26 protein-coding genes are annotated in these 26238 nt (G+C 47.9%); 20 read left to right on the top strand and 6 right to left on the bottom strand.

Translation table 11 applies throughout. From position 1 onward, the window contains the following. Positions 1-102 precede the first annotated feature (102 nt). The 19 genes from rimP (at position 103) to JUF10_RS11240 (ending at position 21176) form a co-directional block, all read left to right on the top strand. Entirely contained in the window at positions 103-576 is a 474-nt protein-coding gene (gene rimP, locus JUF10_RS11330) for a ribosome maturation factor RimP (protein WP_203642346.1), read from the top strand. Positions 577-599: 23 nt separating this feature from the next. Then, positions 600-1865 carry a transcription termination factor NusA gene (gene nusA, locus JUF10_RS11325; protein ID WP_203642344.1) on the top strand — a complete coding sequence of 422 codons (1266 nt, stop codon included), beginning with the start codon at positions 600-602 and terminating at the stop codon, positions 1863-1865. A 26-nt stretch (positions 1866-1891) separates the two neighbouring features. After that, positions 1892-2188: an RNase P modulator RnpM gene (gene rnpM, locus JUF10_RS11320; protein WP_143463139.1), complete on the top strand. Its 297-nt coding sequence runs from the start codon at positions 1892-1894 to the stop codon at positions 2186-2188. Further along, positions 2181-2483, top strand: a complete 303-nt coding sequence (locus JUF10_RS11315) for a L7Ae/L30e/S12e/Gadd45 family ribosomal protein (RefSeq protein ID WP_048735923.1) — start codon at positions 2181-2183, stop codon at positions 2481-2483. Before rnpM ends, JUF10_RS11315 begins: the two co-directional genes overlap by 8 nt. A 47-nt stretch (positions 2484-2530) precedes the next feature. Continuing rightward, positions 2531-4966 (top strand): translation initiation factor IF-2, encoded by a 2436-nt coding sequence (infB, locus tag JUF10_RS11310; RefSeq protein WP_203642342.1) that lies wholly within the window; start codon positions 2531-2533, stop codon positions 4964-4966. 21 nt (positions 4967-4987) lie between these two features. Next, on the top strand, positions 4988-5338 hold the full coding sequence (rbfA, locus tag JUF10_RS11305; RefSeq protein ID WP_203642340.1) for a 30S ribosome-binding factor RbfA: 351 nt from the start codon (positions 4988-4990) through the stop codon (positions 5336-5338). Between the two features lie 590 nt (positions 5339-5928). Then, on the top strand, positions 5929-6837 hold the full coding sequence (truB, locus tag JUF10_RS11300; protein WP_203642338.1) for a tRNA pseudouridine(55) synthase TruB: 909 nt from the start codon (positions 5929-5931) through the stop codon (positions 6835-6837). 22 nt (positions 6838-6859) lie between these two features. Further along, positions 6860-7813 carry a riboflavin biosynthesis protein RibF gene (ribF, locus tag JUF10_RS11295; protein WP_203642336.1) on the top strand — a complete coding sequence of 318 codons (954 nt, stop codon included), beginning with the start codon at positions 6860-6862 and terminating at the stop codon, positions 7811-7813. A 680-nt stretch (positions 7814-8493) separates the two neighbouring features. Next, complete coding sequence (gene hrcA, locus JUF10_RS11290) at positions 8494-9531, top strand: heat-inducible transcriptional repressor HrcA (RefSeq protein ID WP_143463134.1); 1038 nt, start codon at positions 8494-8496, stop codon at positions 9529-9531. Positions 9532-9549: 18 nt separating this feature from the next. Further along, entirely contained in the window at positions 9550-10155 is a 606-nt protein-coding gene (gene grpE / locus JUF10_RS11285) for a nucleotide exchange factor GrpE (protein WP_203642334.1), read from the top strand. Positions 10156-10189: 34 nt separating this feature from the next. Beyond that, positions 10190-12064, top strand: a complete 1875-nt coding sequence (gene dnaK, locus JUF10_RS11280) for a molecular chaperone DnaK (protein ID WP_203642332.1) — start codon at positions 10190-10192, stop codon at positions 12062-12064. A 124-nt stretch (positions 12065-12188) separates the two neighbouring features. Then, positions 12189-13337 (top strand): molecular chaperone DnaJ, encoded by a 1149-nt coding sequence (dnaJ, locus tag JUF10_RS11275; protein WP_203642324.1) that lies wholly within the window; start codon positions 12189-12191, stop codon positions 13335-13337. A gap of 304 nt (positions 13338-13641) precedes the next feature. Next, positions 13642-13791 (top strand): teichoic acid D-Ala incorporation-associated protein DltX, encoded by a 150-nt coding sequence (locus JUF10_RS11270; protein ID WP_048735932.1) that lies wholly within the window; start codon positions 13642-13644, stop codon positions 13789-13791. A 54-nt stretch (positions 13792-13845) separates the two neighbouring features. After that, the gene (dltA, locus tag JUF10_RS11265) at positions 13846-15372 is read left to right on the top strand and encodes a D-alanine--poly(phosphoribitol) ligase subunit DltA (protein WP_203642322.1); all 1527 of its coding nucleotides are present in this window, start codon (positions 13846-13848) and stop codon (positions 15370-15372) included. Next, positions 15372-16580, top strand: coding sequence for a D-alanyl-lipoteichoic acid biosynthesis protein DltB (gene dltB, locus JUF10_RS11260; protein ID WP_203642314.1), 1209 nt, complete (start codon positions 15372-15374; stop codon positions 16578-16580). The genes dltA and dltB overlap by 1 nt, the downstream gene beginning before the upstream one ends. Positions 16581-16615: 35 nt before the next feature. Continuing rightward, positions 16616-16849, top strand: a complete 234-nt coding sequence (dltC, locus tag JUF10_RS11255; RefSeq protein ID WP_143463128.1) for a D-alanine--poly(phosphoribitol) ligase subunit DltC — start codon at positions 16616-16618, stop codon at positions 16847-16849. Positions 16850-16852: 3 nt separating this feature from the next. Then, entirely contained in the window at positions 16853-18142 is a 1290-nt protein-coding gene (dltD, locus tag JUF10_RS11250; RefSeq protein WP_203642311.1) for a D-alanyl-lipoteichoic acid biosynthesis protein DltD, read from the top strand. Positions 18143-18500: 358 nt separating this feature from the next. After that, complete coding sequence (gene lepA / locus JUF10_RS11245) at positions 18501-20333, top strand: translation elongation factor 4 (RefSeq protein WP_203642303.1); 1833 nt, start codon at positions 18501-18503, stop codon at positions 20331-20333. A gap of 459 nt (positions 20334-20792) precedes the next feature. Further along, positions 20793-21176, top strand: a complete 384-nt coding sequence (locus JUF10_RS11240; protein ID WP_236008214.1) for a type II toxin-antitoxin system HicB family antitoxin — start codon at positions 20793-20795, stop codon at positions 21174-21176. Positions 21177-21372: 196 nt separating this feature from the next. On the opposite strand, the gene JUF10_RS11235 is transcribed toward JUF10_RS11240, so the two are convergent. Continuing rightward, entirely contained in the window at positions 21373-22242 is an 870-nt protein-coding gene (locus JUF10_RS11235) for a hypothetical protein (protein ID WP_203642294.1), read from the bottom strand. Positions 22243-22720: 478 nt separating this feature from the next. Between JUF10_RS11235 and JUF10_RS11230 the strand changes: the two genes are divergently transcribed. Further along, complete coding sequence (locus tag JUF10_RS11230; RefSeq protein WP_203642292.1) at positions 22721-22963, top strand: hypothetical protein; 243 nt, start codon at positions 22721-22723, stop codon at positions 22961-22963. 64 nt (positions 22964-23027) lie between these two features. On the opposite strand, the gene JUF10_RS11225 is transcribed toward JUF10_RS11230, so the two are convergent. From JUF10_RS11225 to mscL, 5 genes are all read right to left on the bottom strand, one after another. Next, positions 23028-23393: a hypothetical protein gene (locus JUF10_RS11225; RefSeq protein ID WP_203642290.1), complete on the bottom strand. Its 366-nt coding sequence runs from the start codon at positions 23391-23393 to the stop codon at positions 23028-23030. 205 nt (positions 23394-23598) lie between these two features. Further along, positions 23599-23850, bottom strand: a complete 252-nt coding sequence (locus JUF10_RS11220; RefSeq protein WP_048735943.1) for a hypothetical protein — start codon at positions 23848-23850, stop codon at positions 23599-23601. A gap of 62 nt (positions 23851-23912) precedes the next feature. Next, positions 23913-24788 (bottom strand): DNA/RNA non-specific endonuclease, encoded by an 876-nt coding sequence (locus JUF10_RS11215; protein WP_203642288.1) that lies wholly within the window; start codon positions 24786-24788, stop codon positions 23913-23915. Beyond that, a complete protein-coding gene (locus tag JUF10_RS11210) occupies positions 24788-25414 on the bottom strand; it encodes a sunset domain-containing protein (protein ID WP_203642286.1) in 627 nt (208 codons plus the stop codon). Before JUF10_RS11210 ends, JUF10_RS11215 begins: the two co-directional genes overlap by 1 nt. 266 nt (positions 25415-25680) lie before the next feature. Beyond that, complete coding sequence (mscL, locus tag JUF10_RS11205) at positions 25681-26058, bottom strand: large-conductance mechanosensitive channel protein MscL (RefSeq protein WP_203642284.1); 378 nt, start codon at positions 26056-26058, stop codon at positions 25681-25683. Positions 26059-26238: the final 180 nt, after the last annotated feature.

The following is a 26238-nucleotide window of genomic DNA, read 5'->3' as shown; positions in this document are numbered from 1 at the left end:
AGAACTGGTGTATTCTAGTGTTTGTAGTTAAACTCGTTTTTTAAATGAGTGAGCAGTCATTGCTCACTCTTTTTAATGGAAAAATGTAGGAGGCGGAATTTTTTGAGTACTGTCGTCGAGACCGTAACAGACCTAGCTCAGCCAATCGTGGCGCAGCATCAGTTTGAATTAGTTGACGTTGAATTTGTCAAGGAAGGTAAGAGCTGGTACCTGCGGCTCTACATTGATAAGCCTGGTGGCATCAATATTGAAGAATGTGCGATGGTCAGTGATGAGGTGTCCGAAAAGATGGACTCTCTTGATCCAGATCCCATTCCTCAAGCTTACTTCTTAGAGGTATCCTCACCGGGAGCTGAACGACCGTTAAAGAAGCCGGAAGATTTTGAACGGGCCGTGGGCGATTACATCCACGTATCCCTGTACCAAAAGATCGGCCAGAGTAAGGTTTATGAAGGAACGTTATTGACGCTGACGGATGATAGCATGGATCTCAAGGTTAATTTGAAGGGTCGTATCAAGACCCTGACGATTCCTCGCGATGCCATTGCGCAAGCCCGCTTAGCCATCAAGTTCTAACTAAATAAGGAGCGTAGCACACCATGAGTAAAGAATTATTGGGGGCCTTAGACGTCCTCGAAACGGAAAAGGGAATCGATAAGCAAATTGTGATCGATGCCCTGGAAGCCGCTTTAGTTTCAGCATACAAGCGTAACTACGACCAAGCCCAAAACGTTGAAGTTAACTTTGACCAACGTAAGGGTGACATTCACGTTTTTGCTGTGAAGAAGGTCGTTGACCAAGTGTACGATTCACGCTTGGAAGTTGGCTTGGATGAAGCCTTGACCATCAACAAGGGTTACGAACTTGGCGATGACATTAAGTTTGAGGTGACGCCAAAGAACTTTGGTCGGATCGCAGCTCAGACGGCTAAGCAGGTCATCTTGCAACGGGTTCGGGAAGCCGAACGGAACATCATCTACAACCAATACAGCCAATACGAAAATGAAATCGTGACTGGTGAGGTTGAACGTCAAGACTCTCGTTTCGTTTACGTGAGCTTGGGTAAGGTCGAAGCCGTCATGGGTCGTCAGGATCAAATGCCTAACGAAACTTACCGGATTCACGACCGCATCAAGGTTTACGTGACCCGTGTGGAAAACGCCACGAAGGGCCCACAAGTCTTCGTTAGTCGGACTCACGCTGACTTATTGAAGCGTTTGTTCGAACAAGAAGTTCCAGAAATTTACGACGGGACCGTGGAAATCATGGCCATCGCCCGTGAAGCTGGTGACCGAGCCAAGGTTGCTGTTCGGTCGAATAACCCGGACATCGATCCAGTCGGGACGAGTGTTGGTCCCCGTGGGCAACGGGTTCAAACTATCGTGAACGAACTTGGCGGCGAAAACATGGACATTGTTGAATGGACTGAAGACCAAGCGAAGTTTATCGCCAACGCGTTGAACCCTGCTGAAGTCTTGGACGTTATCTTTGATCCAAACAACGAACGGGCCTGTGAAGTTGTCGTTCCTGACTATCAATTGTCCTTAGCTATCGGTAAGCGAGGCCAAAACGCTCGTTTAGCCGCAAAGTTAACCGGTTATAAGATTGATATTAAATCAGAATCCGAAGCATCTGCTATAATGGAAGCTGATCAGGAAAATGGCGCGTCAACAGACGTTGCTCCTGATAACGCAGACGTTGTTACCGACGACGTTGAGACGGCTGATGCAGAAGCTACGGAGGCACCAGCAACGGCTACAGATTCAGCAACCACTGAAGACGTAGCCGCTGACGCCCCTGAGACGGATGCCGCAGAACCAACGAGTGAAACTACCAGCGACGCTAACGACCAAACGGCCGAATAACGTCCACCTTAAGGAGGTTTGGGTCCATGAAACAACGGAAAGTCCCCATGCGCAAGGATATTGTGACCGGGGAAATGGCGCCCAAGAAGCAATTGGTCCGCATTGTACGGAACCAAGAACAAGAGGTTAGTATCGATCCGACCGGCAAGCAATCTGGCCGTGGCGCTTACATCAGTTTAGATGTTGCCATTGCTAAGAAGGCCAAGCAGGAACGGACCTTCGACCATACCTTTGGCGTTAAAATCGATGATCAATTCTACGATGATCTCATCGCATACGTTGACCATCAGCAAGCACGGCGGGAATTATTTAACAATGACTAATTCTGAGCGCGCTTTACAATTGTTGGGGTTGGTGCGGCGAGCAGGTAAGCTGGTCACCGGCGAATCCTTTGTCCTAGCTGCTGTTCGTGACGGTTCTGCAAAATTGGTGTTGATGGCCAGTGATACTGGCAAGTCGAGCCAAAAACAGTTCCGTGACAAGACGACGAGCTATGATGTCCCATTGAATGAATCGTTTACCAAGGACCAGTTGAGCACGGCCATTGGGTCGGCGCGCACGGTCATTGCCATTACTGATCCGGGATTCGTCCGGAAGTTACACCAACTATTAGAGTAGCCACCTGACGTTCTCGTGATCGGTAGAATATGAAGGAGAGTGAAGATATGGGGAAAAAGCGAATTTATGAACTCGCCAAAGAAATTAATGTCTCCAGTAAACAGATCATCGCGAAGGCCGAAGAAAAAGGCTTTCCGGTGAAAAACCATATGTCAACGCTCGGCGAGAACGAAGAACGTCAGTTACGGGCTGCTTTTCAACCGAAGCAGTCAGCCTCTAAAGCAACATCCTCGGCCAAACAACCCGTGAAAACGCAGGCTGCTCGGCCGGCTAACCACGGCAACGGTACCGGGAATCAGACAACCCATAAGGCAACTGCTAATGGTGGCAATAATAACCATCAGGGGAAGCCAGCCAATAGTCGGCAGCACAGCAACAACAGTAATAACAGTGCGGCCAATGGCAACCGGAATGCTAGTGGCAACAATAATCAACAACGCAACAACAATAAAAATAATGGCCAGACCGGCAGTAATCACAGTGAGCAACATAATACCGGTACCGGCAGATTTGGTGGAAGCTTGAATAATAATACAAATAATAGTAATGGTCGGCGGAGTAGCAACAACGGCAATAGCAGCAACAGTCGCGGGGGCCGGAATAACCGGAACAATCGCAATAACCGTCGCCGAAACAATAATAATAACAACCGTTATAAGAAGAACCAACGGATTAAAGACACGAACCAACACAAGGGCGCACCAGAACGTAAGAACAAGGCGTTACCAGAAGTCTTAGTTTATACGGATGGCATGAACGCTCAAGATTTGGCCAAGATCTTACACCGTTCTTCAGCTGAAATCGTGAAGAAACTCTTCATGTTGGGTGTCATGGTCAACCAAAACCAATCCTTGGACAAGGATACGATCGAAGTCTTAGCAGACGACTATGGTATCGAAGCACAAGAAAAGGTTGAAGTCGATGTGACCGACATCGACAAGTTCTTTGACGCCGAAATGGCTAACAAGGAACACCAAGTTACGCGGGCACCAGTCGTTACCATCATGGGTCACGTTGACCATGGTAAGACGACACTGCTTGACCACTTACGTCACTCGCACATTACCGATGGTGAAGCCGGTGGGATCACGCAGGCCATTGGGGCTTACCAAGTCCACTACAATGACAAGCTGATCACCTTCTTGGATACCCCAGGACATGCGGCCTTTACCGAAATGCGGGCGCGTGGTGCCGAAATTACCGACATCACTGTCTTGGTTGTTGCTGCCGATGATGGTGTGATGCCACAAACTATCGAAGCCATTCACCATGCGAAGGCTGCGGGGACGCCAATCATCGTTGCCGTTAACAAAATCGATAAGCCGGGTGCTAACCCGAACCACGTTATGGAACAATTGACGGAATACGAATTGATTCCTGAAGACTGGGGTGGCGATACCATCTTCGTTGAAATTTCTGCGAAGTTTGGGAAGAACATCGACGAATTGCTCGACATGATCTTACTTCAATCCGAAGTGCTTGAATTGAAGGCCAACCCTGTTCAAAATGGTGCTGGTAGTGTGATCGAAGCCCGCTTGGACCAAGGTCAAGGTTCCGTTGCAACCTTACTGGTACAACAAGGAACGTTGCACGTTGGGGACCCAATCGTAGTTGGGAACACCTTTGGTCGTGTCCGGACGATGGTCAACGAACGTGGCCGACGGATCAAAGACGCCGTTCCTTCTACGCCAGTTGAAATCACTGGGTTAAACGACGTGCCAGAAGCCGGTGACCGGTTTATCGTCTTCGATGACGAAAAGACGGCGCGGGCAGCTGGTGAAGAACGGGCCAAGGAAGCCTTGGTCAAGGAACGTGGGAACACTAGCCATGTGACGTTAGACAACCTCTTCGATTCCCTTAAGGAAGGCGAAATGAAGGAAGTTGACGTTATCATCAAGGCCGATGTTCAAGGTTCCGTTGAAGCCTTAGCTGGTAGCTTGAAGAAAATCGATGTATCCGGTGTTCGGGTCAACATCATTCACTCTGCCGTTGGGGCCATCAATGAAAGTGACGTTACTCTGGCGGAAGCCTCAGATGCCATCATCATTGGGTTCAACGTTCGGCCAACCCCACAAGCACGGGCTCAAGCCGATGGCGACAAGGTCGACATTCGCTTGCACAACGTCATCTACAACGCCATTGATGAAATTGAGACGGCGATGAAAGGGATGCTGGAACCAACCTACGAAGAAGAAATTATCGGTGAAATTGAAGTTAAGGATATTTTCCACGCTTCTAAAGTCGGTACGATCGTCGGTGGGATGGTGACTGAAGGCTACGTGACGTCAGATAGTGACGTTCGTTTGATTCGTGATGGCGTTGTCATCTACGAAGGTAAGCTGGGCAGTCTGAAGCGTTTCAAGGACGATGTCAAGCAAGTTAAGATGGGTTATGAATTAGGACTGACTATCGAGAACTACAACGACATCAAGGTAGACGACGTGATTGAAGCCTACGTGATGAAAGAAGTTCCCGTTAAATAAAGATTCGGAGGCAAAACGTCTATGGCACAATATCGAGTTGGCCGGTTGGAACAAGAAATCCAACGGGAAGTTACGGATATTTTACTAAAGCGTGTCCGCGATCCGCGGGTCGAGGGTGTCACCGTTACTGGTGTGGAAGTCACTGGTGACTTGCAGCAAGCCACAATTTACTACAGCATTTTGTCAGACAAGGCGTCTTCCGCTGAGAAGACCCAACAGGGGCTGAACAAAGCCACTGGTCTGATTCGCTCTGAATTGGGCTCACGCTTGAGCATCTATAAGACGCCAGAACTGGTTTTCGAACAGGATTCGTCAGTTCGTTACGGTAGTCATATCGATGAACTCTTAAATGAACTTCATCACCGCGAGTAATTGCGGTATACAAAAGGCATTGGTCGGTTATGATCAATGCCTTTTTTGTTTGCAGCGATAGTTACGTTGGAGGAGATTGCCGCACTCCGGCTGCCAGGGATTCCGCCTGCTGTGGGGACGCTCCGGACTATGGGGCGATCCTCCGACTCTGATTGGTGGCTTCAATAGAAATTGTTGGCTAACGTGCCAATGGTTTGAGCTACCAATGTTATGCGTGACAACTTTGGTGGTTGTTTTGTAGTGGCCTAACAACGTTTGTATAAGCCGAGAGAAGTGTACACTCGGTGATGGTTTGCAAAAATTCACGTCACACCTGTACTGTTTCAATTCGGTTGAATGGAGTGGGCAGGCCATCGTTCAGCCCAGGCTTGGGGAATTTTCCCTGTAGAAAGCCACCAGAGCTTGCCAAAGTAGCGATGAGACGGGAACTTGTGGTAAACTAAATGTTACGCCACGTGTGGGCACGTTTTTTAGTGGTCACTCGTGATCGAGACTGTCACTGAATTGTGAGTCGTGATGACGCATCGGCGACTCAGGTTTAGCGCGATAATTAAAATAATGATTAAAAGTAAAGAAGCGGAGGCTCCATCATGGACGGGATTATTCCCCTGTACAAAGAACGTGGCTTGACCAGTTTTGACTGTGTCGCTAAGCTACGTCACATTTTACACACGAAGAAAGTCGGTCATAGTGGGACGTTGGATCCCAGCGTCGATGGCGTTTTGCCTATCTGTATTGGTTCTGCGACGAAGGTTGTACCTTACCTAATGGGCTCCGGAAAAATGTACCGCGGGACCGTCACTCTGGGCTTGGCAACGACCACCGAGGACCTCGATGGGGATGTTATTGACAAGCAACCGCTGACGCAAGCGTTCACTTTGGACCAGTTGACGGCAGCAACTGCTAAACTGACGGGGACGATTCAACAGACACCACCGATGTATTCGGCGGTCAAGGTGAATGGTCGGAAGTTATATGAGTACGCCAGAGCTGGTGAATCGGTTGAGCGGCCAACGCGGACGATTACCGTGGAGCACTTTACGCTGGCAGACGCTGGGACGTTTGACGCCGACCCTGGTACGCAGACGGTGGCATTTGAAGTGGCGTGCTCGAAAGGGACCTACGTGCGGACACTGGCTGTCGACTTGGGCCGGCAGTTGGGTGTTCCGGCCGTTATGGCCTCTTTGACACGGCATAAGAGCGGTGGGTTTACGTTGGACCAGACGGTGACCTTGGCGCAAGTTGAAGCTGCGATGGCCGCCGATGACCTGAGCACGATTTTACGGCCCATCGACTACGCCCTGCAGGATTACCCGCATGTGGCGCTTTCCGACAAGTTGTGGGGACTGGTCAAAAATGGCGTCTTTCTAACGCCCGAGGAAATGGCTAGCACGGCACCAGTTGTCGCGTTGACTTATCAGGGCCAGACGAAGTGCCTGTACCAATGGGTGCCAGAAAAAAAGCAATATAAACCACTAAAAATGTTTACGGTTAATTAATTCTCAGTAAAGGAAGTCCACCATGGAAGTTATACGCATACATCATCCATTAGATTCACGTCAGATTCCTGATGAGCCAGTCGTCCTCGCCATGGGTTTCTTTGATGGCGTTCACTTGGGTCATCAGGCGGTCATTGAACGGGCAAAAACGATTGCTCAGGCCAAGGGGGTTAAATTAGCCGTATTGACCTACGACCATCATCCGGCGTTGGTCTATCGGCCACTGGAAGCCGATGACCGTAAATATTTAAGCACAACGGACCGTAAAATGCATCAACTGGATCGGCTGGGCGTTGACCGGGTCTTTTTAGTTAACTATACCGGTGAATTCGCTGCGCAGACACCCCAGGAGTTCGTTGACCACTATTTGGTTGGATTCCATACAATCGTGGCCGTGGCGGGTTTTGACCACACGTACGGGAAAAAGGACGTGGCAACGATGGCCCGTTTACCCGAATACGCGCAGGGACGCTTTGAGGTCGAAACGGTTGCCGAAGAGGCCAGTGACCACGAAAAAATCAGCTCCAGTCGGATTCGTCAAGCGATGAAGGCCGGTGACATTGATATGGTCAACCAGTTGCTGGGCTATACGTATCGGTCGACCGGCCTCGTCGTTCACGGTGAAGCCCGGGGACGGACGATTGGCTATCCGACGGCAAACGTGATGACGCCAGAAAATGAGTGGATTCCCGGAATTGGTATCTACACGGCCCGGTTAAAAGTTGGCGCCATCTGGTATCCGGGGATGGTGTCCGTCGGTCATAACGTGACCTTCGGCGATGACCGGCCAATTACGGTCGAAATGAATCTGCTCGACTTCCAAGGTAATCTGTACGGTGAGCCGGTCGAAGTGGAGTGGCACCATCGGTTACGCGGCGAAGTTAAATTCGCTGGCGTTGATCCCCTGGTAGCCCAATTGAAGCAAGATGAAGCTGATACCCGCGACTATTTCCAAGGCGTGGCCAATAAAATTTAGAAATGAGTGAAGTGATTGTCTTTGCGGCCGAGCAGGTCGGTGGAGATGGTCACTTTTTTTATGGAAAGTTATTGGTAGGCCCACTGATTCAATCAATAGGTATGGCTTAGAATATATAATTTTTACCCAGAACAAATTCAAATGCCAAAATAGGCTGTTTGATAGATTAGTGGCAGAATTACTGCCGGTTGGGTAGAATGACACCCCTGAGCTTCTAGAGCCTAGTTTATGCTCACGGATAGGGTTGTTGTAGGCCTAGCTAGAAAGTTTGAGCACACCCAGAATGCAAACTACGTTATGGAAAAAACAATCAGAGCCGTAGGAGGCCAGGGATGTAGCCGGCCGTGGTAATGTTGTTGGCTGGCGTTCTTTGCTAGCCTACAACATGGGCGACCTTGAAGATACGTGATTTTCGTCGCTTCAAATCGAGTCGGAGGACCGCCCCTCAGTCCGGAGCGTCCCTACAGCAGGCGGAATCCCTGGCAGCCGGAGCGCGGCTGTTTTAGTGTCTTTAATTGGAAATACCGCTAATTTCTCGCCAAACGAAACTTTTTTAGCACTTAATAGCAGAGATTGCTAAAAAGTCTACCAGATTTCTTGACTTCAAAACCGGGTTTTGCTACATTATATATGTGTCTTAGCACTTGTATTGTTTGAGTGCTAAAAAAGGGGTGATTGTGATGCTTTCAGAAAGACAAATGATGATTCTGCGAGCCGTTGTCCGCGACTTTACTAACACCGGGGTTCCGGTGGGGTCAAAGGCACTAGCCAAGCAGTTGCCCATCCACGTAAGCTCAGCGACAATTCGTAATGAGATGGCGGCGCTGGAAGAGTTGGGCCTGATTAAAAAGACCCACTCGTCTTCTGGTCGGATTCCTTCGGTCGAAGGCTACCGGTATTACGTCGACCATTTAGTCAAGCCGGATCCATTGCGGCCCAACGATATGGACGTGATTCAGTCGTCATTGGGTGGGGATTTTCATAAGATCGACGAAATTATTTCGCAGTCCGCGACGATTCTTTCCAACCTGACGAGTTACACGGCGTTCACCTTGAAGCCGGAATTAAAAGATAGTCGCCTCAGCGGGTTTCGTTTAGTCCCATTAGGGAAACGGCAAGTCATGGCCATCCTAGTCACCGACAGTGGTGACGTGGAGAACCAGACGTTTGACGTCAACGAGTCCGTCACCGGTGACCAGCTGGAAGCAGTCGTCCGCTTGATCAATGATCAATTGGTCGGCTTGACGTTACCAGAAGTGGTGAAGAAGTTACAGGCAGATATTCCGATGAAGATCGCCAATTATCTCCAGAGTCCTCAAGGGTTCTTGGATATCTTCGGTGATGTTTTGACCAGAGCAGCCCAAGAACGTTTCTACGTTGGCGGCCGGCTCAACCTGTTGAACTTCTCACAGGATAGCGATGTGGATTCACTGAAGTCGTTGTATTCGTTGATCGATAAGACCGACGACATTGCCAACGTCTTGGGCCGACCGGACGATAAAATTTCCGTTCAGATCGGTAACGAGATGACCAACGATGCGTTACGCAACTTTAGCTTGATTACCGCCACTTACGATGTGAACCAGCATGGCCGCGGCATGATCGCCATTCTAGGCCCAACACGAATGCCATATTCGCGAATGCTGGGAATTGTCGGTGCGTTTCGTGAAGAGCTCGCGAAAAAACTACTGGATTACTACCGGTTTTACGACGAGTAAAGAAAGGGAGGTTTTATCGTGGCTGACAAGCAACAACCGTCCACTGATGACCAAACGGCGACTAAAGCCGCCGCACAGCAATCCGCTGGCAAAGCCAAGGATGCGCAAGCAAAAGACCAACCAAAGACCGACTCGAAGGCCGCTACTGAAGCTGCTAAGCCAGTAGCAACGGCTGCCGAGGTCGCTGCACTGAAACAAAAGGCCAGTGACTTTGAAGATAAGTATCTCCGAGCCGAAGCTGAAGTGCAGAACATGCAGACCCGTTTCCAAAAGGAACAGGCCACGTTGATCAAGTATGATGGTCAGCAGCTCGCCAAGGACGTGCTTCCCGTGATTGATAATCTGGAACGCGCCTTGGCAGTGGAAGCAACGGATGAGACCGCTGCACAACTACAAAAGGGTGTTCAAATGACCTATGATCATTTGGAAGACGCTTTGAAGCGTAACAACGTGACGGAAATTTCCGCCATCGGTCAGAAGTTTGACCCCACCCAGCACCAAGCCGTCCAGTCGGTTCCCGTTGAAGACGGGCAAACGGCCGATACAGTGGTCAAGGTGCTCCAAAAGGGTTACCTATTGAAAGATCGAGTTTTACGGCCAGCAATGGTCGTCGTTGCACAATAAATTTATAAATAAACTATAAAAGAGGGAATTTTTGATGGCAAGTAACAAGATTATTGGGATTGACTTAGGGACGACTAACTCAGCCGTTGCCGTTCTTGAAGGTAGTACCCCGAAGATTATCGCGAACAAGGAAGGCGCCCGGACGACGCCATCTGTCGTTGCATTTAAAGACGGTGAAACTCAAGTTGGGGAAGTTGCTAAGCGGCAAGCTATCACCAACCCAAACACGATTTCATCAATCAAGAGTCACATGGGTGAAGCCGGCTACAAGGTGACCGTTGATGGCAAGGATTACTCCCCAGAACAAGTTTCTGCGATGATCTTACAACACTTGAAGGCCTTCGCTGAAGACTACATTGGTGACACGGTTGACAAGGCCGTTATCACGGTGCCAGCTTACTTCAACGATGCCCAACGGCAAGCCACCAAAGATGCCGGTAAGATCGCTGGTTTGAACGTTGAACGGATCATCAACGAACCAACGGCTGCTGCCTTAGCTTACGGCTTGGACAAGCAAGACAAAGATGAAAAAGTCATGGTTTACGACCTTGGTGGTGGGACCTTTGATGTTTCCGTCTTGGACTTAGGTGATGGTGTCTTTGATGTTCTGTCTACGAACGGGGATACCCATTTAGGTGGGGACGACTTTGACCAAAAGATCATGGACTGGTTAATTGCCGGCTTCAAGGAAGAAAACGGTGTTGACTTATCCAAGGATAAGATGGCAACGCAACGGTTGAAGGATGCTGCTGAAAAGGCTAAGAAGGACCTCTCCGGTGTGACTGAAGCCCAAATCAGCTTACCATTTATCTCCGCTGGTGCTAACGGCCCATTGCATTTGGAAAAGAGCTTGAGCCGCGCTAAGTTCAACGAATTGACCGCTGACTTAGTTGAAAAGACGCGGATCCCTGTTGAAAACGCCTTGAAGGATGCTGACTTACAAGCTAGCGACATCGACGTTGTCATCTTAAACGGTGGTTCAACGCGGATTCCAGCCGTTCAAGAAGCCGTTGAAAAGTGGACGGGTAAGGAATCTAACCACTCCATCAACCCTGACGAAGCCGTTGCCTTAGGTGCCGCCGTTCAAGGTGGGGTTATCACCGGTGATGTGAAGGATGTTGTTTTACTTGATGTTACGCCATTGTCCTTAGGGATCGAAACTATGGGTGGTGTCTTCACGAAGTTAATCGACAGAAACACGACGATTCCAACCAGCAAGTCACAAGTCTTCTCAACGGCCGCTGACAACCAACCAGCCGTTGATATCCACGTCTTACAAGGTGAACGGCCAATGGCTGCTGACAACAAGACGTTGGGTAACTTCCAACTGACTGACATTCCTGCTGCTCCTCGTGGTGTTCCTCAAATCCAAGTGACTTTCGATATCGATAAGAACGGGATCGTTAACGTTTCCGCTAAGGATATGGGAACGAACAAGGAACAAAAGATCACCATCAAGAGTTCCGACGGTCTTTCTGACGACGAAATCGAAAAGATGATGAAGGAAGCTAAGGAAAACGAAGCTGCCGACAAGAAGCGTAAGGAAGAAGTCGACACCAAGAACGAAGTCGACCAATTACTCTTCCAGACCGACAAGACGTTGAAAGACGTTAAGGGTAAGGTTTCCGATGACGAAATCAAGAAGGCTGAAGATGCTCGTGATGCCTTAAAGAAGGCTCAAGAAGCTAACAACCTTGATGACATGAAGACCAAGAAGGACGATTTGACGAAGATCATCCAGGACCTCTCCGTCAAGCTGTATCAACAAGCCCAACAAGCACAAGGTGCCCAGGGCGGTGCTGATGCGGGTGCTGCTGGCCAAGCTAGTGGCGACGCTAAGAGCGATGGCAAGGATGGCGACACCGTTGACGGTGACTTCCACGAAGTTAACGACGACGATAAGAAGTAATCCGTTCCATTGGCTTAAGAGAGTTCAGACAAGAAGTCAGAGTCCGTGGGGCTTTGGCTTTTTGTTTCGAGTATGCTATTCTTACTAGTAGCGAAAAATTTCGGAATGGATTGGGAGGAAAAAGATGGCGCAATCGGACTTATATGGCGTTTTAGGCGTTGCAAAAGATGCCAGCCAAGCAGAAATCAAGAAAGCCTATCGGCACTTGTCAAAGAAGTATCACCCAGATTTGAACAAGGCCCCAGACGCGGCTGAAAAATTCAAAGAGGTTCAGGACGCCTATGATGTCTTAGGTGACGAACAAAAACGGGCGAACTACGACCAATACGGATCAGCCGATGGCGCTCAAGGCGGCTTTGGCGGTTTCGGTGGCGGTCAACAAGGTGGCTTCGGCGGCGGCTTTAGTGGTGGCGGTTTCGATGACATTTTCAACCAATTCTTTGGCGGCGGTGGTGGCCAGCGGAATCCTAACGCACCACGGCCTGGTCGGGACCTTCAGTACCAGATGGACTTGAAGTTTGAAGAGGCCATCTTTGGGAAGAAGACCAAGATCAAGTACAACCGTGAAGCCCAGTGTCATACCTGTGGCGGTAACGGTGCCAAGCCAGGCACCACGCCGGAGACCTGCTCACGGTGTAATGGGTCGGGTTACGTGACGACGGTAACGAACACACCACTGGGCCGGATGCAGAGTCAACAACCTTGCCCGGTTTGTCACGGAACTGGTAAAGAAATCAAGGAAAAGTGCCCAACTTGTGGCGGTTCTGGTCATGAAGAAGAACGGCATGAAGTTGAAGTTACCATCCCAGCCGGGGTCGATGACGGTCAACAAATGCGGTTACAAGGTCAAGGTGAAGCCGGTCAAAACGGCGGTAGTTACGGCGACCTCTTCATCATTTTCCAAGTGGAACCTAGCAAGGACTTCCGGCGTGACGGCACCGAAATCTACTTTAATCAAGAGATTTCCTTCGTGCAGGCCACGTTGGGTGACGATGTGACGGTCAAGACGGTTCACGGTGATGTCAAGCTCAAGGTGCCAGCTGGTACGCAAGGCGGGACGACTTTCCGTCTGCATGGCAAGGGTGCGCCTCGTTTACGTGGTAATGGTAACGGGGACGAACACGTGACGGTCAAGGTCATCACGCCAAAGAACCTGAACAAAGGGCAACGTGACGCGTTACGTGACTTTGCGAAGGCTAGCGGCGAAAATGTCACAGGGAGTGGCAAAGGTAACTTATTTAACAAAATGCGCGATAAATTCAATGAAAATTAGTCCACAAACGAAAGTGCGATAATGACTAATCTATCAAGGCTGCTGAAGATTTTCAGCGGCCTTTTTTGTGTCCCACAAGTAATCCCGCATTTTTGAAAAGAAAAGAAAACGTTAAGGTTGAGTAGTGTTGTTTGCAATCCCTTGGTAGCAATGATAACCTCAGAACATAAGGAGTGTGGCAGGGGCCACAGAACTCCTCTTCAAGGACGGGTCATTCGTCGGGGAAAATGAGTCCCGGACTTGAGGATCGATCGGCAGCTAGCTTCGGGGGCGAATGAGCTAGCAAACTTTGGGGGTGAATTTCATGAGAGCAAAGTGGCTGGCTATTTGGCATCAGCCTGTGGTCGCGTTCATTGGCTGGACCGCGTTCTACTTTGTAATTTTGATGGCATTAGTTTATTTATACGGTTACAGTGGGTTAAACAACTCGACATTTATTTACAACGAGTTCTAGTTGTGGGGTCAACAACTAACCATGTAACCGAGGAGTCTTTGGGGGGGATAGATAATGATTAAAAACATGATCACGGCGATCGATGAAATCGCTGTACGTGATCCGCAGCGGATTGCTTATGATGATTTAGGACACACGAACACTTACGGTGAATTAAAACAACGTTCTGATGCTTTGGCAGCCCACTTAGACGGTTTGTCGTTGCCACGTGAAGCCCCGATTATGGTTTTCGGGGGTCAGACGTTTGATATGATGGCGACCTTTTTAGGGGTCGTTAAGAGTGGTCACGCATATGCGCCAATTGATACGCATTCACCACTGGAACGGGTAACGACGATCAACGAAATTGCGCAACCTGCCGCAGCAATTGCTGTGAGTGAGTTGCCAACCACTTTAGGGGCCACACCGGTGATCACGCCTAGCGCGTTGGCCGAAATTTTTGACCAGACCGTGGACTATCAGGTCGACCATGGCGTAACCGGAGATGAGAACTACTATATCATCTTTACGTCCGGAACAACTGGGAAACCTAAAGGGGTTCAAATTTCACACGCTAATCTGTTGAGCTACGTCAATTGGATGCTGAGTGATGACTTTGCTTTACCAGCAGCGCCACGGACGCTCTCACAGGCGCCATACTCGTTTGACTTATCCGTGATGGACTGGGGTCCAACGTTAGCTGCTGGTGGAACGCTAGTGGCGTTGCCAAAGGCCGTTACGGATAACTTCAAGCAATTATTTGAAACCTTGCCAACAATGGACTTAAACGTCTGGGTATCCACACCATCTTTCGTGGATATCTGCTTAATGGAACCGTCATTTGACGCGGCCCATTATCCAAACTTAAGCCGTTTTCTGTTCTGTGGTGAAGAATTAACGCACGCCACGGCGCAGAACTTACACAAACGGTTCCCAGCAGCCCGGATTTTCAATACGTACGGCCCGACGGAAACGACTGTCGCCGTAACGCAGGTGGAAATCACCGAACAAATCTTAGCCGATTACCCCCGGTTACCAATTGGGTATGCCAAGGGTGATACGGAAATTATGGTGGTCGATGACCAACTCAATCCAGTGCCTGTAGGAACTGAGGGCGAGCTGTTGATCTGCGGGCCATCGATGTCCAAGGGTTACCTGAACAATCCAGAGAAGACAGTTAAGGCCTTTGTACCACTAAACGGGCGAACCGTTTATCGGGCAGGCGACTTGGGTGTCCAATTGGATAACGGGTTGATCATGTATCGTGGGCGAACGGATTTCCAAATCAAGCTGCATGGTTACCGCATCGAATTAGAAGAGGTCAACCATTACCTGTCACAAGAAGATCATATTCAAGTGGGAGTGGCAGTACCACGGTATGACCGGAACCACAAGGTGAGTCAATTGATTGCCTGGGTCGTTCCGGCCGACCATAACTTTGATAGTGAATTAGCTTTAACTAAGGCGATTAAGGAAAATTTACAGGGCGGCGATATGATGGAATACATGATTCCACAGCGCTTCGTCTACAAAGAAAACCTACCGATGACTCCCAACGGCAAGGTTGATATTAAATCCATCATTGCCGAGGTCAATCAGTAATGTTGACGTTTGAACCTTACGGTAACCCAACGTATTTCGCCTTGTTGGGCGTGGCATTATTGCCACTGATGATTGGTCTCCTGTACGGCAAACGGTCACGCTTGTACGAAACGTTGATTTCAATCTTCTTCTTGGTCTTAACCTTCGGGGGTTCGAAATGGACCCAAGGGGTGGCCTTGATCATCTACATTTTGTATGAGGTGGGATTGACTTGGGGGTATGCCGTTTACCGGAGGCATAAAAATTCAGGACCGTTCTTCTACCTGATGGTCATTTTGGCCATTGCACCGCTAACCATTGTGAAGGTGACACCGGCTGTTGAAAATGGGCAGTCGTCGCTGATTGGCTTCCTGGGAATCAGTTATCTGACGTTCCGGGCGGTTCAGACCATTATGGAAACGCGGGATGGAACGTTAAAGAACTACAATCTGATGACGTTTCTGCAGTTTATGCTTTTCTTCCCAACGATTTCTTCAGGACCAATTGACCGTTACCGGCGATTCGAAAAGGATTACCGGTCTGTGCCAAGTCGTGAACAATATTTGGGAATGTTACAAAAGGGTATTCGCTATATTTTCGTGGGGTTCCTGTACAAATTCGTTCTGGCGTACTACTTTGGGACGATGCTGATGCCAAAGCTCCAACTGATGGCGATGCACTCACGGGGCGGGTTCTTGGACCTGTCCTGGCCAGTGGTCGGGTACATGTATGCATACAGTGCCGACTTGTTCTTTGACTTCGCGGGTTACTCGTTGTTTGCGGTGGGGACATCCTATATCATGGGAATTGCCACACCGATGAACTTCAATCAACCATGGCGGTCACCGAACATCAAAGACTTCTGGAATCGTTGGCACATTACCTTGTCCTTCTGGTTCCGTGATTTTATCTACATGCGCCTGGTCTTCTGGTTCATGAAGCATAAAATCTTTAAGAAGCCGACTACGACCGCTAACGTGACTTACATTATTAACATGTTAGTCATGGGGTTCTGGCACGGGGTGACATGGTACTATATCGCTTACGGCCTGTTCCACGGGGTAGCGTTAATGGTCAACGATATGTGGTTGCGTTACAAGAAGAAACATCGTAAGAGCATTCCACATAACGGGTTCACTCAGGTCTTCGCCATCTTCTTGACGGCTAACCTGGTCTGCTTTAGCTTCCTAATCTTTTCGGGGTTACTCAACAAATTGTGGTTCAACTAAATTAGGTTATTAATTTCATCGAGGGGGAAATTATTATGGATATCAAAGAAACTGTATTGGAAATTTTGAACGATTTAACGGGGAACGATGTTAGTGGCGCAATGGACGACAACCTGTTTGACAGCGGGTTACTCGACTCCATGGGGTCCGTTCAACTCTTATTGCAATTACAAAGTGAACTGGACGTTACCGTGCCAGTTTCTGAATTTGAGCGGTCAGAGTGGGACACGCCCAACAAGATCATTGCGAAAGTGGAAAGCCTGGCCTAGCCAATGGCAAAGCGACTTCTACGGATCTTTGGTCCGTTAATACTCGCGGCAATTCTGGTTTTTGCGGTGTTGGCAATGCCCGTCAAGTTAGGCCTCAGTAAGGTCAGTGCCAATCGGGAACGTCAAGCGGCCGTCTCACTTTCTCCGAATGTGATGAAGGGCAAGTACATCAAGGAAGCAGCGTTAAAGGGAAAATATGTGCCATTCTTCGGGTCATCGGAATGGTCACGGTTTGACCCACTGCATCCGTCCGTCTTAGCCCAGAAGTACAATCGAAGTTACCGACCATTTCTACTTGGTGCGCGGGGATCACAATCCCTTACCCAATACTTTGTGATGCAAAATATTCAGGGCGAATTGCGCAACAAGAAGGCCGTCTTTGTGATTTCGCCGCAATGGTTTGTTAAAGATGGGACGCGTAAGGATGCCTTTGGGTTCTACTACTCACAACTCCAAACGACTGAGTGGTTGACCCACTTCCGTCACGATGCCATAGATCAGTACGCGGCTAAACGGCTGTTACAGATGCCAGTGGCCAACTCGGATCACTTTATTTACCAGGCCTTACAACGAGTCGCAGCTGGGAAGAGTTTGACTAAGTATCAGCGGTTCTACTTGGAAACACGGAAGAACATGCTGACACATGAGGACCAATTCTTCTCTGGCATTGACTTACCATCGCAAAACCTGAACCGAGTCAACAAGCAGGCCGAGAAGTTACCCACTCATTATTCTTACTCGGCACTGGATGAACTCGGTGGTCGGATTGGGAAAGCGGAAACGGGGAATAACCCGTTCCGTATCAGTGATAAGTTTTACAATCACGGGTTGAAACAAGAATTGAAGAAGGGGAAGTTGAAGGATTTCCAGAAGAACTTGTCTTACACCGAGTCACCGGAATTCGCGGACTTCCAACTTTGTCTGGATCAATTTGCCCGGTTGAACACGAACGTCATGTTTATCATTCCGCCAATCAATGCTAAGTGGCAGAAGTATACCGGACTTTCGGCGTCGATGCTGAAACAATTTGACCAGAAGATTCACTATCAACTGCAATCGCAAGGGTTCAACAACATTGTTGACCTGAGCGACAAGGGAAACGTGCCGTACTTTATGACCGACACGATTCACTTGGGTTGGCGCGGTTGGCTGGCGGTCGACAAGCGGGTAAATCCGTTCTTGACCGAACAGCAACAACAACCAACCTACTCGATTAGTGATAAGTTCTACTCAACCAAGTGGCAAAATTTAGCGCCGTCTCAATTAAAGCAGTATGAAAATGATACGAAATAAACACGTTAAGTAAACGGGTTCCTGCCGATAGTGGTGGGAACCCGTTTTGTTAGGGGCTGAGTTAATGCAGGCAGGTTTGTCTATGGATGCTGTCGACTCTGGCTGCAGTGGCCATTTTCTCAAGTAATCTTAGCTACTTTAGGTTTTCCGATGAGTCTATGGCCCTCGTTTATGGGTCTGACCAATGTAAGCTGAGAGGCTGCCAGATATGGGCTCAGGTGCGTCCGCACCATTTCAGCCCATATCTGATGGCCGGTAAGTCGAAGGAGACAAAGCCAACCAACGTCAAGTTTGTACTTAGGGCGGCTGGTTTGGTATAATTGTCGAGACATGGCGTTTAAGAAAGTAGGAAATCAACATGGATCTTGAGAAATTAAAAAACCATCAAAAATACATTCGCAACTTTTCCATTGTGGCGCATATTGACCACGGGAAATCAACGTTAGCAGACCGTATTTTGGAGCTAACGGATACCATCTCCAAACGCGATATGCAAGATCAAGTGTTGGATAACATGGACCTGGAGCGTGAACGAGGCATTACCATCAAGCTTAACGCGGTGGAATTGACCTACCACGCAAAAGACGGTCACGACTATGAGTTTCATTTGATCGATACCCCGGGGCACGTGGACTTCTCGTATGAGGTCTCACGGAGCCTGGCAGCCTGTGAAGGAGCCATCTTGGTCGTTGATGCCGCTCAGGGTGTCGAAGCGCAGACGCTAGCTAACGTGTACCTGGCGTTGGACGACAATCTGGAAATTGTACCGGTCGTGAATAAGATTGATTTACCAGCCGCTGACCCCGAGAAGGTTAAGCAGGAGATCGAAGACGTGATTGGTTTGGATGCTTCCGATGCCGTATTGGCCAGTGCTAAGAAAGGAATTGGGATTCCAGAACTCTTGGAACAGATTGTCCACAAGGTGCCAGCACCAACCGGTGATTTGGACGCGCCGTTGAAGGCCCTGGTCTTCGATTCCGTTTATGATGATTACCGTGGGGTCGTGCTGAGTGTCCGGGTCTTTGAAGGCACCGTTCAGCCGGGCGATAAGATTCGCTTGATGAACAGCGGCAGTGAGTATGAAGTGACCGAGGTCGGCGTCAACTCACCTAAGCCGATTTCCAGAGACAATCTGATTGCCGGCGACGTGGGTTACATCACGGCTAGCATCAAGGATATCACCGACACCCGTGTTGGGGATACGGTCACCAATGCTGCTAAACCGGCCGAAAAGGCACTGCCAGGCTACCGGGAAATGAGTCCCATGGTGTATGCTGGGCTGTACCCAACTGACAATGCCAAGCTGAACGATCTGCGCGAAGCCTTGGAAAAATTGAAGTTGAATGATGCCGCGCTGGAGTTTGAACCAGAAGCTTCACAGGCGTTGGGCTTTGGGTTCCGATGTGGGTTCTTGGGGATGCTCCATATGGACGTTATCCAGGAACGACTTGAACGGGAATTTGATTTAGACTTGATCACCACGGCGCCATCTGTTACGTACCACGCGTACTTAACGGACGGTGGCATGAAGGAAGTTGAAAACCCAGCAGAAATGCCGGAAGCTTCCGCCATCAAACGCATCGAAGAACCCGTGGTCAAGGCCACGATTATGGCGCCTAACGATTACGTGGGGGCCGTCATGGAACTCTGCCAACACCGTCGGGGCCAATTCTTGACGATGGAGTACTTGGATGACTACCGTGTGAATATTATCTACAACATGCCGTTGTCGGAAATCATTTTCGATTTCTTTGACAAGTTGAAGTCCAGCACGCGGGGTTACGCGTCATTGGATTACGAAATGAATGGTTATCAAGCGGCCGACTTGGTTAAGATTGACCTGTTGCTAAACGGCGACAAGGTCGATGCACTGAGCTTCATCGCCCACAGAACGTTTGCGGCACAACGGGGTCGTGAGATTGCCTCTCGTTTGAAGAAAATCATTCCCCGTCAAAACTTCGAAATTCCAGTCCAAGCAGCCATCGGGGCAAAAATCATTGCCCGAACGACCATCAAGGCCTACCGGAAGGACGTTACCGCCAAGCTCTACGGTGGTGACCGTACCCGGCGGATGAAGTTGCTGGAGAAACAAAAGGTTGGTAAGAAACGGATGAAGGCTGTTGGGAAGGTAGACATCCCTCAGGAAGCGTTCATGGCCGTTTTGAAGACTGATGAGGATGAAACTGAGTAGTAGCAAGGGCTTAAGAAAACTGCTTCTTCGGTATCCGACCGTTATCCTACCTGTATCCGACGAATATTGTGAATTAATGTTAAACTTGAAAAATATTTTCAAATGGTGCACTGTCGTTTTCTTTAGGCAGTGTATTTTTTTGGAAAAATTGCGTACAAAATTGACACTTTTAGGATTGTTTCAGTAATCATTAGCAATCTATTTGTGCTGTTCATAAAAGACAAAATTAATCTTTTTACAAGAATAATACATGGAATTAATCATATGTTTACATAATCTCTGTATGCTAGTTCAAGTAGCAAAAAATATATAGATGGTCTTCATACGTAGCAATTATAAAGGGTCCCTTTACCATTTTTGTTTTAGAGAAATCGGCGTGTATATTTATTATTTGTACATGGACAATCAGACACAATTTATATTATTTGACAACTAAATTTATTAAAGGAGAAAGTATCTATGAAAGAAGATATCGTTCTTTATCCAGCCGTTTTTAGTGAAGATGGTAATCGTACTTTGATTCGAGTTCCCGATTTACAGGACAGCTATATGCAAGGTGCCAGTGTTGCTGAGGCTGTGACCATGGTAGAGTCTATGATTGGAAAACGGTTGGATAACGAGAAGACGTACCCGGAACCTTCGAGCCCCAAAGATATACAGTTACAGGAAGGTGAGAGCTTAGTTTACATTACTGTTAACATGGCTAGATTTAGAATTAAAAATTCGAGAACAGTTAAAAAGAACTTAACGATTCCAGAATACTTGAATATTATGGCACTAGAGAGAAATATTAACGTGTCACAAGTCTTAACGGAAGCATTACGTACTAAATTTGAGGTTTAGTTAAAGACATTTCCACTAGCTATTCGATACTTGGAATTTTACACAAACCATGAAGAAGATTTAATACATCTAATATTAAGTTGAATGATAAGATTCTTAATTTACTACAGCATAAATGATTGGGGCGTTACCGAACTGAGAATTTCAGTCTGATAACGCCCTGTTAAAAATAACAGATTTTCAACTATTACAAGAATTATAAACTAACTAAGAGTAGCTCTGGTACGTCTGTAAAAAGTGTTTGTCCGTTCATGAGCTCTGCCGTGACACTCGGAACCTCAGAATAATCGGCAGGGGTTACACTTATAATTTCGTTTATATCGCTTTCTGGTGAATAGATGTTACCGGAACCTTCGTTAGCTAAAATGCTATAGAATCCAGGCCTGATATCAAGACCAACTTTCCATTTTCCGGGAGTGAGTTTTCTTTGAAAGTGTCGCTTAATGATCGGATTGAAATCTAATTTTTGAATTCCAGAGATTTTTAGACGTTGATCAGTTTCTAGGTCAGTTGTATAAGAGCTAATTTCAAAGCTTTCTGGATGATGACTGAGAATAACGTTTATGTCATCACCTGTGAGATTGCCACTTCCTGCCGGTGCTGTGATTTTGTAACGGCCAGGCGTAATGTCTCTGCCAACAAAGTGGAGTCCAGTTGTTACGGAAAAAGGTCTTGCCAAAGGAGCGACGACAATATTAGCTTCGGTAACTGTTTCCGAAACTAACTGTATCTTCTTATCTTGGGGCGGGAACTCAACACTACTTTTGGGAAGATAGAATTTTGTTGTATCTACTGGTAGCAATGGCTCCTTTTCAGATGATTTGTTTCGTTCAGGTTTAGAGTCAATTCTTGTTGTGGTAGGTTGTTCCTGGTTCCATTTGGAGGCAGATGAGTCGCTACTGTTTTTCAGCAAAGGATTTCGTCGTTTAAAAAAGATAATCGTTTTATAAATGGCGAATACAATTATCAACCTTATAAGTATGAATAGGAAGTATTGCCAAAAGGCAAGCGCCACAGCTACGATGGCTACGGCAGATATATTCCAGATAACGGGATGTTTATCCAATATTTGGCATCTCCATTCTAGATTGTTCTCAGGTTATTTATGCACGATTTGACTTTGAGCCGGCTAGTTTAATATTGAGTATAAGAATGAACACTAAAATAGCAAAAGATTCAAAGTGAAAAATAGTCAGATGTACGTTTGATAGGCTGTCGTTCTAATTTTCCAGTTTCCTCTTTCACTTATTGTGTTTTTCTATATACACTTTTTATTTTAAGCGTATATACAGAGAAATTCTAGGATAATTGAGCCTGAACACCATAATCTATAAAGATTTAGTGGAACGAGATGTTAAAAAATAAGTAGCACTGTTTTCCTTGGAGAATTAGATGAGGAGTTACTAGTCGCATACAATTATTCCCAGTCCGTTAGTTCGTCAATTGCACTATCCAGACAAGAGTTATCCTGTGCATGGTCCTAACAGTAAATGGTAAGCTACCCTTATCAGTAGGACACCTGTGACTACTAAGGGGGAGTACCAATGACTAAAGGATTAATGTTTGCGTTTCATGGGGGACCGACGGCATTTATTAACCGTATCAACGATGTTGTTGATCAGCTTGATGATGTCGACTTGGATCTGCTGGAACGGCTGTGCGAATGGTCTAAGGACAATGGGTCCATTATTCCAATGGGGAGTCTTGAGCTGACGGTGGAGGATGTTCAATTTCGGTTAGATAAACTGGAAAAATTAGAGCTAATCGACTTTGGCGTCCGTATGTAGGCCAAGCAAAAAGGTCTGGGATTTTCCCAGACCTTTTGCGTCTCTAAATTTATATTGGTGCACTCTAGGATTCGCGTTCAACGTCTTCAGCCAGTTCCAGCCAAATCGTCAGTGGTGAGGGGATGTAGTCTGGCCAGACCTCCATCTTCTTCGCACATCGATCGAGTAGGTGACTCTGACCATCTTCGGCTAAGTCGGTGAAAACGGTCAACGCCTGGATGTTGTCTTCCAAATCAGTCATGAGTGTCGGGACGTTATGTTTCCATTCTTCAATCAAGTCTTGATAAATGACAATGCGGCGAGCCTGCAGAATCGTGTAGTCAACGCCCTCGACGTGTAGTCGTTTGACGAAACGGTCGTATTCATTGAATACCGCCGTTTGGGCACGTTGCCAGTCCGTCTTCGTAAATTCCGCTCGTTTTTCCTTCATGCTGTTCGACCTCTTTATCTCGTGCTTAATTTCCAAAAGTTTAATAAAATCTTTTCCCTATCTTTGAGAAATTGCATCTTTTATCAGTATAGCATTTTAACGAATAATAGTAAGGTATCTTTACATGTTGGCCAGTTGGCTAGTCGTAACGGCGCAAATTACTGGATACAAAAACGGGGAATCGATTTGCTCCCCGTGGTTGACGCTATTTTTCCCAACCGCACAGCTTGTAGTGGGTATGTTTAGCCCATTTCAGCGTGACGTGCTTCAGCTTGCCGGCATGATTCAAGCCCCGGCAGTGCTTGTCGTAGTGATACTTCTTGCCGTGGTTCGGCGCAATCCAAACTTTGGTGGCCTTGGCTTCGGCAGTCGTAGTCGGGGCGGTCAGTGGTTCGACCATCCCGCCAAGTGTAAATGAAACGGCAATCAGCGCCATGGCGCGACGTAATGTCTTCATAGTATCCTCCCTGGATATGTAATGGTGGCAGCTTTTTTCGTCTTCAGCAGTTGGACGATGACTTAGCTCGCTTGGCTATAGCCGGTCGCATAGTCAATGGTGTAACCGGGTTCGATGTTAAAAATATAAACGTTAAATCGAATGGCGTTTGAGCCAACGGATTGGGCCCGCATCTGGACACCGCGAGCCACCAGTTCATGGCCCTTAAAGACTGGCGTGACGGTGTAGCGAACGTAGTGACTCGAACTGGATTTCAGGTAAGTGGCCACGTCCATTTCGTTATGGAGCATGCTGGGATTGTTCAAGGTCCGCGTCCCAGTCATCAGGTTCTTGGGGTTATTGTTCTGCCCGGTAAATTGATAACCGATTAAATGGCTACGATTATACAGCCAACCATGATGGGTACGCTTGTTGTGCCAACCGGTGGGATCAAACGTCAAGGCCTCACGCTTGGCACTAGGCATCAGCGACCGATTCAGCAGAGCCGCTGCTCCAGTGACCCGGTTATACCCGTCTAGGTTGTGGTAAGTCTGCCACGGCCCTTTTTTCGTGGAAAGTTGCGCCTGACTAAAGTGGGGATTATTGTGGTCAATGGTAATCTCCTGTTGCCCACTGTAGGTTAACGTGGCCAGATTGGTCTTAGCCTTTGGGGTCGTTGAAGATTTTTTCACAACCTTTTTGGCCTTCGATTTGGTCGTTGCCCGCTTGTGTTCGTACGAAACTTGTTGCTGAGAAATATCGTCTTTTTGACTGGATAGACGTTCCTTTTCCGCGGCGTTGGCCTTCTCCAGCTTAACGGCCTTTTTTTCTGGTGAGTGGTCGTAGACGACCTTAGTATTCGTGGTGGTCTTGGCCGACGACTTAGTGGGGGCACAACCACTGACGCCGATAGCGAAGGTGCTGAACAATGCCAGCGTTAAAACTGTTATCTTTTTCATTAGCGTAATGCCTTTCTATAGCCGGCCGCCTTGGCCTGTGCTTCCGTTTGGAAGTAGACCGCGTTGCTACTATTCATGTGGTAGCCCGCTTGGTCCGGCGTATGATAAATTTTGGAATTCCGATTGCCAATGATTTTACCCGTTTTACGCGTGTCGAGGTCACCCTTGGCGTGAGACGATGTTGAGTGATGACTACTGCTACTGGCAGCCGCTGCCCGACTCGTGGACGTTGCTGCCGCTTGACTCGCCGCCACAGCGCGTTCCGATTCAACCTGGCGACTGGCACGACGACTCGCTTGCTGACTGGATTCTTCAGAACTTGCCTTAGATGAGGCGGCAGATGACGAACTGATCTTGTCGGCTAGGGCCATGCTGGCGTCGTCTTGATGACTGGCGGTGGCGGCTAATCGTTTGGATTCGGCCTTGGCTTTGGCCAGCCGCTGACTACCAACATGAATCGTTTTGGTGGTTACGATCGTCTGGGGCTTCGCGTTAGCCGTTCCAATCGCGTAAAAACCACCAGATAACACTAAAATAATACTGATAATACCCAAAATCAGGTGACGCCTTTGGTGCTGATGTGGTCGGCGAAAGGCCCAGTAAGCGCCGCCAGCCCAAACCAGCATCCACAGAATACTCCAAATAATAAGATGACCCCCTTCATCAATAGTTTTTCAGATTTAGCTGTGAACAATGAGCGGTAAGTAATAAACGCCCAACACTAATTTTATGGGGGAAGCCATGGTTTTGCAATGCCTACTTGTTCTTTTTTGGTAAAGAATGGTTGTTTAAAAAAATATTTGGACTATTTTTACGCACGGCTAATTTTGATGGCAAACAAAAAGGTCGCCCGCCAGGACAATGACCAGCGGGCGACCCACGAAGAGTCGGTTTATTTTTTCTCTTTTAACAAGTCTACAATTTCCTTGAGATAAACTTCTTCTTGCGAGGGGGCTTCATCTTCATCGGGTTCCTCAGGTGCGGTTGGAACCAGCTTATTGATAAATTTAATCAATAGGAAGACGACAAATGCGATGATCAAAAAGTTAATGACGGAGTTGATAAAGGCCCCGTATTTAAAATGGGCGCTGCCAATGGTCAAGACGAGATTGGAAAAATCAATGTTGCCAATGAAGATACCCAGCAGCGGATTGATCAGATTGTCGACCAGCGATTTGACGATGGCAGTGAAGGCGGCCCCAACGATGACCCCAACAGCCAAGTCCATGACGTTGCCCCGGGCGATGAATTCCTTAAACTCTTTTAACACGTGTGCTTCCTCCTTTAAATAACGATAACGGTTATCTTCTATTTTTAACGATTACGTTATAAAAAGCAACAAAAACGCTGACGAGAATTTCACGGGAATCTTAGCTTTTTACTCAGAAACTAAAAGGGAGTGTGCTATAATTGTAAGTGGTTTCAAAGTAGTCAATGGGTGTCTGAAATC

The organism is Levilactobacillus andaensis (assembly GCF_016861695.1).
In the GTDB taxonomy this organism is placed as follows: Bacteria; Bacillota; Bacilli; order Lactobacillales; family Lactobacillaceae; genus Levilactobacillus; species Levilactobacillus andaensis.
This window is presented reverse-complemented; position numbering and strand designations above follow the sequence as displayed.

Excerpts from the sequence above, each read along its gene's own strand:
- nusA (WP_203642344.1), top strand. The coding sequence starts at position 600 with ATGAGTAAAGAATTATTGGGGGCCTTAGACGTCCTCGAAACGGAAAAG.
- rnpM (WP_143463139.1), top strand. The coding sequence starts at position 1,892 with ATGAAACAACGGAAAGTCCCCATGCGCAAGGATATTGTGACCGGGGAA.
- JUF10_RS11315 (WP_048735923.1), top strand. The coding sequence starts at position 2,181 with ATGACTAATTCTGAGCGCGCTTTACAATTGTTGGGGTTGGTGCGGCGA.
- infB (WP_203642342.1), top strand. The coding sequence starts at position 2,531 with ATGGGGAAAAAGCGAATTTATGAACTCGCCAAAGAAATTAATGTCTCC.
- rbfA (WP_203642340.1), top strand. The coding sequence starts at position 4,988 with ATGGCACAATATCGAGTTGGCCGGTTGGAACAAGAAATCCAACGGGAA.
- truB (WP_203642338.1), top strand. The coding sequence starts at position 5,929 with ATGGACGGGATTATTCCCCTGTACAAAGAACGTGGCTTGACCAGTTTT.
- ribF (WP_203642336.1), top strand. The coding sequence starts at position 6,860 with ATGGAAGTTATACGCATACATCATCCATTAGATTCACGTCAGATTCCT.
- hrcA (WP_143463134.1), top strand. The coding sequence starts at position 8,494 with ATGCTTTCAGAAAGACAAATGATGATTCTGCGAGCCGTTGTCCGCGAC.
- dnaK (WP_203642332.1), top strand. The coding sequence starts at position 10,190 with ATGGCAAGTAACAAGATTATTGGGATTGACTTAGGGACGACTAACTCA.
- dnaJ (WP_203642324.1), top strand. The coding sequence starts at position 12,189 with ATGGCGCAATCGGACTTATATGGCGTTTTAGGCGTTGCAAAAGATGCC.
- JUF10_RS11270 (WP_048735932.1), top strand. The coding sequence starts at position 13,642 with ATGAGAGCAAAGTGGCTGGCTATTTGGCATCAGCCTGTGGTCGCGTTC.
- dltA (WP_203642322.1), top strand. The coding sequence starts at position 13,846 with ATGATTAAAAACATGATCACGGCGATCGATGAAATCGCTGTACGTGAT.
- dltB (WP_203642314.1), top strand. The coding sequence starts at position 15,372 with ATGTTGACGTTTGAACCTTACGGTAACCCAACGTATTTCGCCTTGTTG.
- dltC (WP_143463128.1), top strand. The coding sequence starts at position 16,616 with ATGGATATCAAAGAAACTGTATTGGAAATTTTGAACGATTTAACGGGG.
- dltD (WP_203642311.1), top strand. The coding sequence starts at position 16,853 with ATGGCAAAGCGACTTCTACGGATCTTTGGTCCGTTAATACTCGCGGCA.
- lepA (WP_203642303.1), top strand. The coding sequence starts at position 18,501 with ATGGATCTTGAGAAATTAAAAAACCATCAAAAATACATTCGCAACTTT.
- JUF10_RS11240 (WP_236008214.1), top strand. The coding sequence starts at position 20,793 with ATGAAAGAAGATATCGTTCTTTATCCAGCCGTTTTTAGTGAAGATGGT.
- JUF10_RS11230 (WP_203642292.1), top strand. The coding sequence starts at position 22,721 with ATGACTAAAGGATTAATGTTTGCGTTTCATGGGGGACCGACGGCATTT.
- JUF10_RS11225 (WP_203642290.1), bottom strand. The coding sequence starts at position 23,393 with ATGAAGGAAAAACGAGCGGAATTTACGAAGACGGACTGGCAACGTGCC.
- JUF10_RS11220 (WP_048735943.1), bottom strand. The coding sequence starts at position 23,850 with ATGAAGACATTACGTCGCGCCATGGCGCTGATTGCCGTTTCATTTACA.
- JUF10_RS11215 (WP_203642288.1), bottom strand. The coding sequence starts at position 24,788 with ATGAAAAAGATAACAGTTTTAACGCTGGCATTGTTCAGCACCTTCGCT.
- JUF10_RS11210 (WP_203642286.1), bottom strand. The coding sequence starts at position 25,414 with ATGCTGGTTTGGGCTGGCGGCGCTTACTGGGCCTTTCGCCGACCACAT.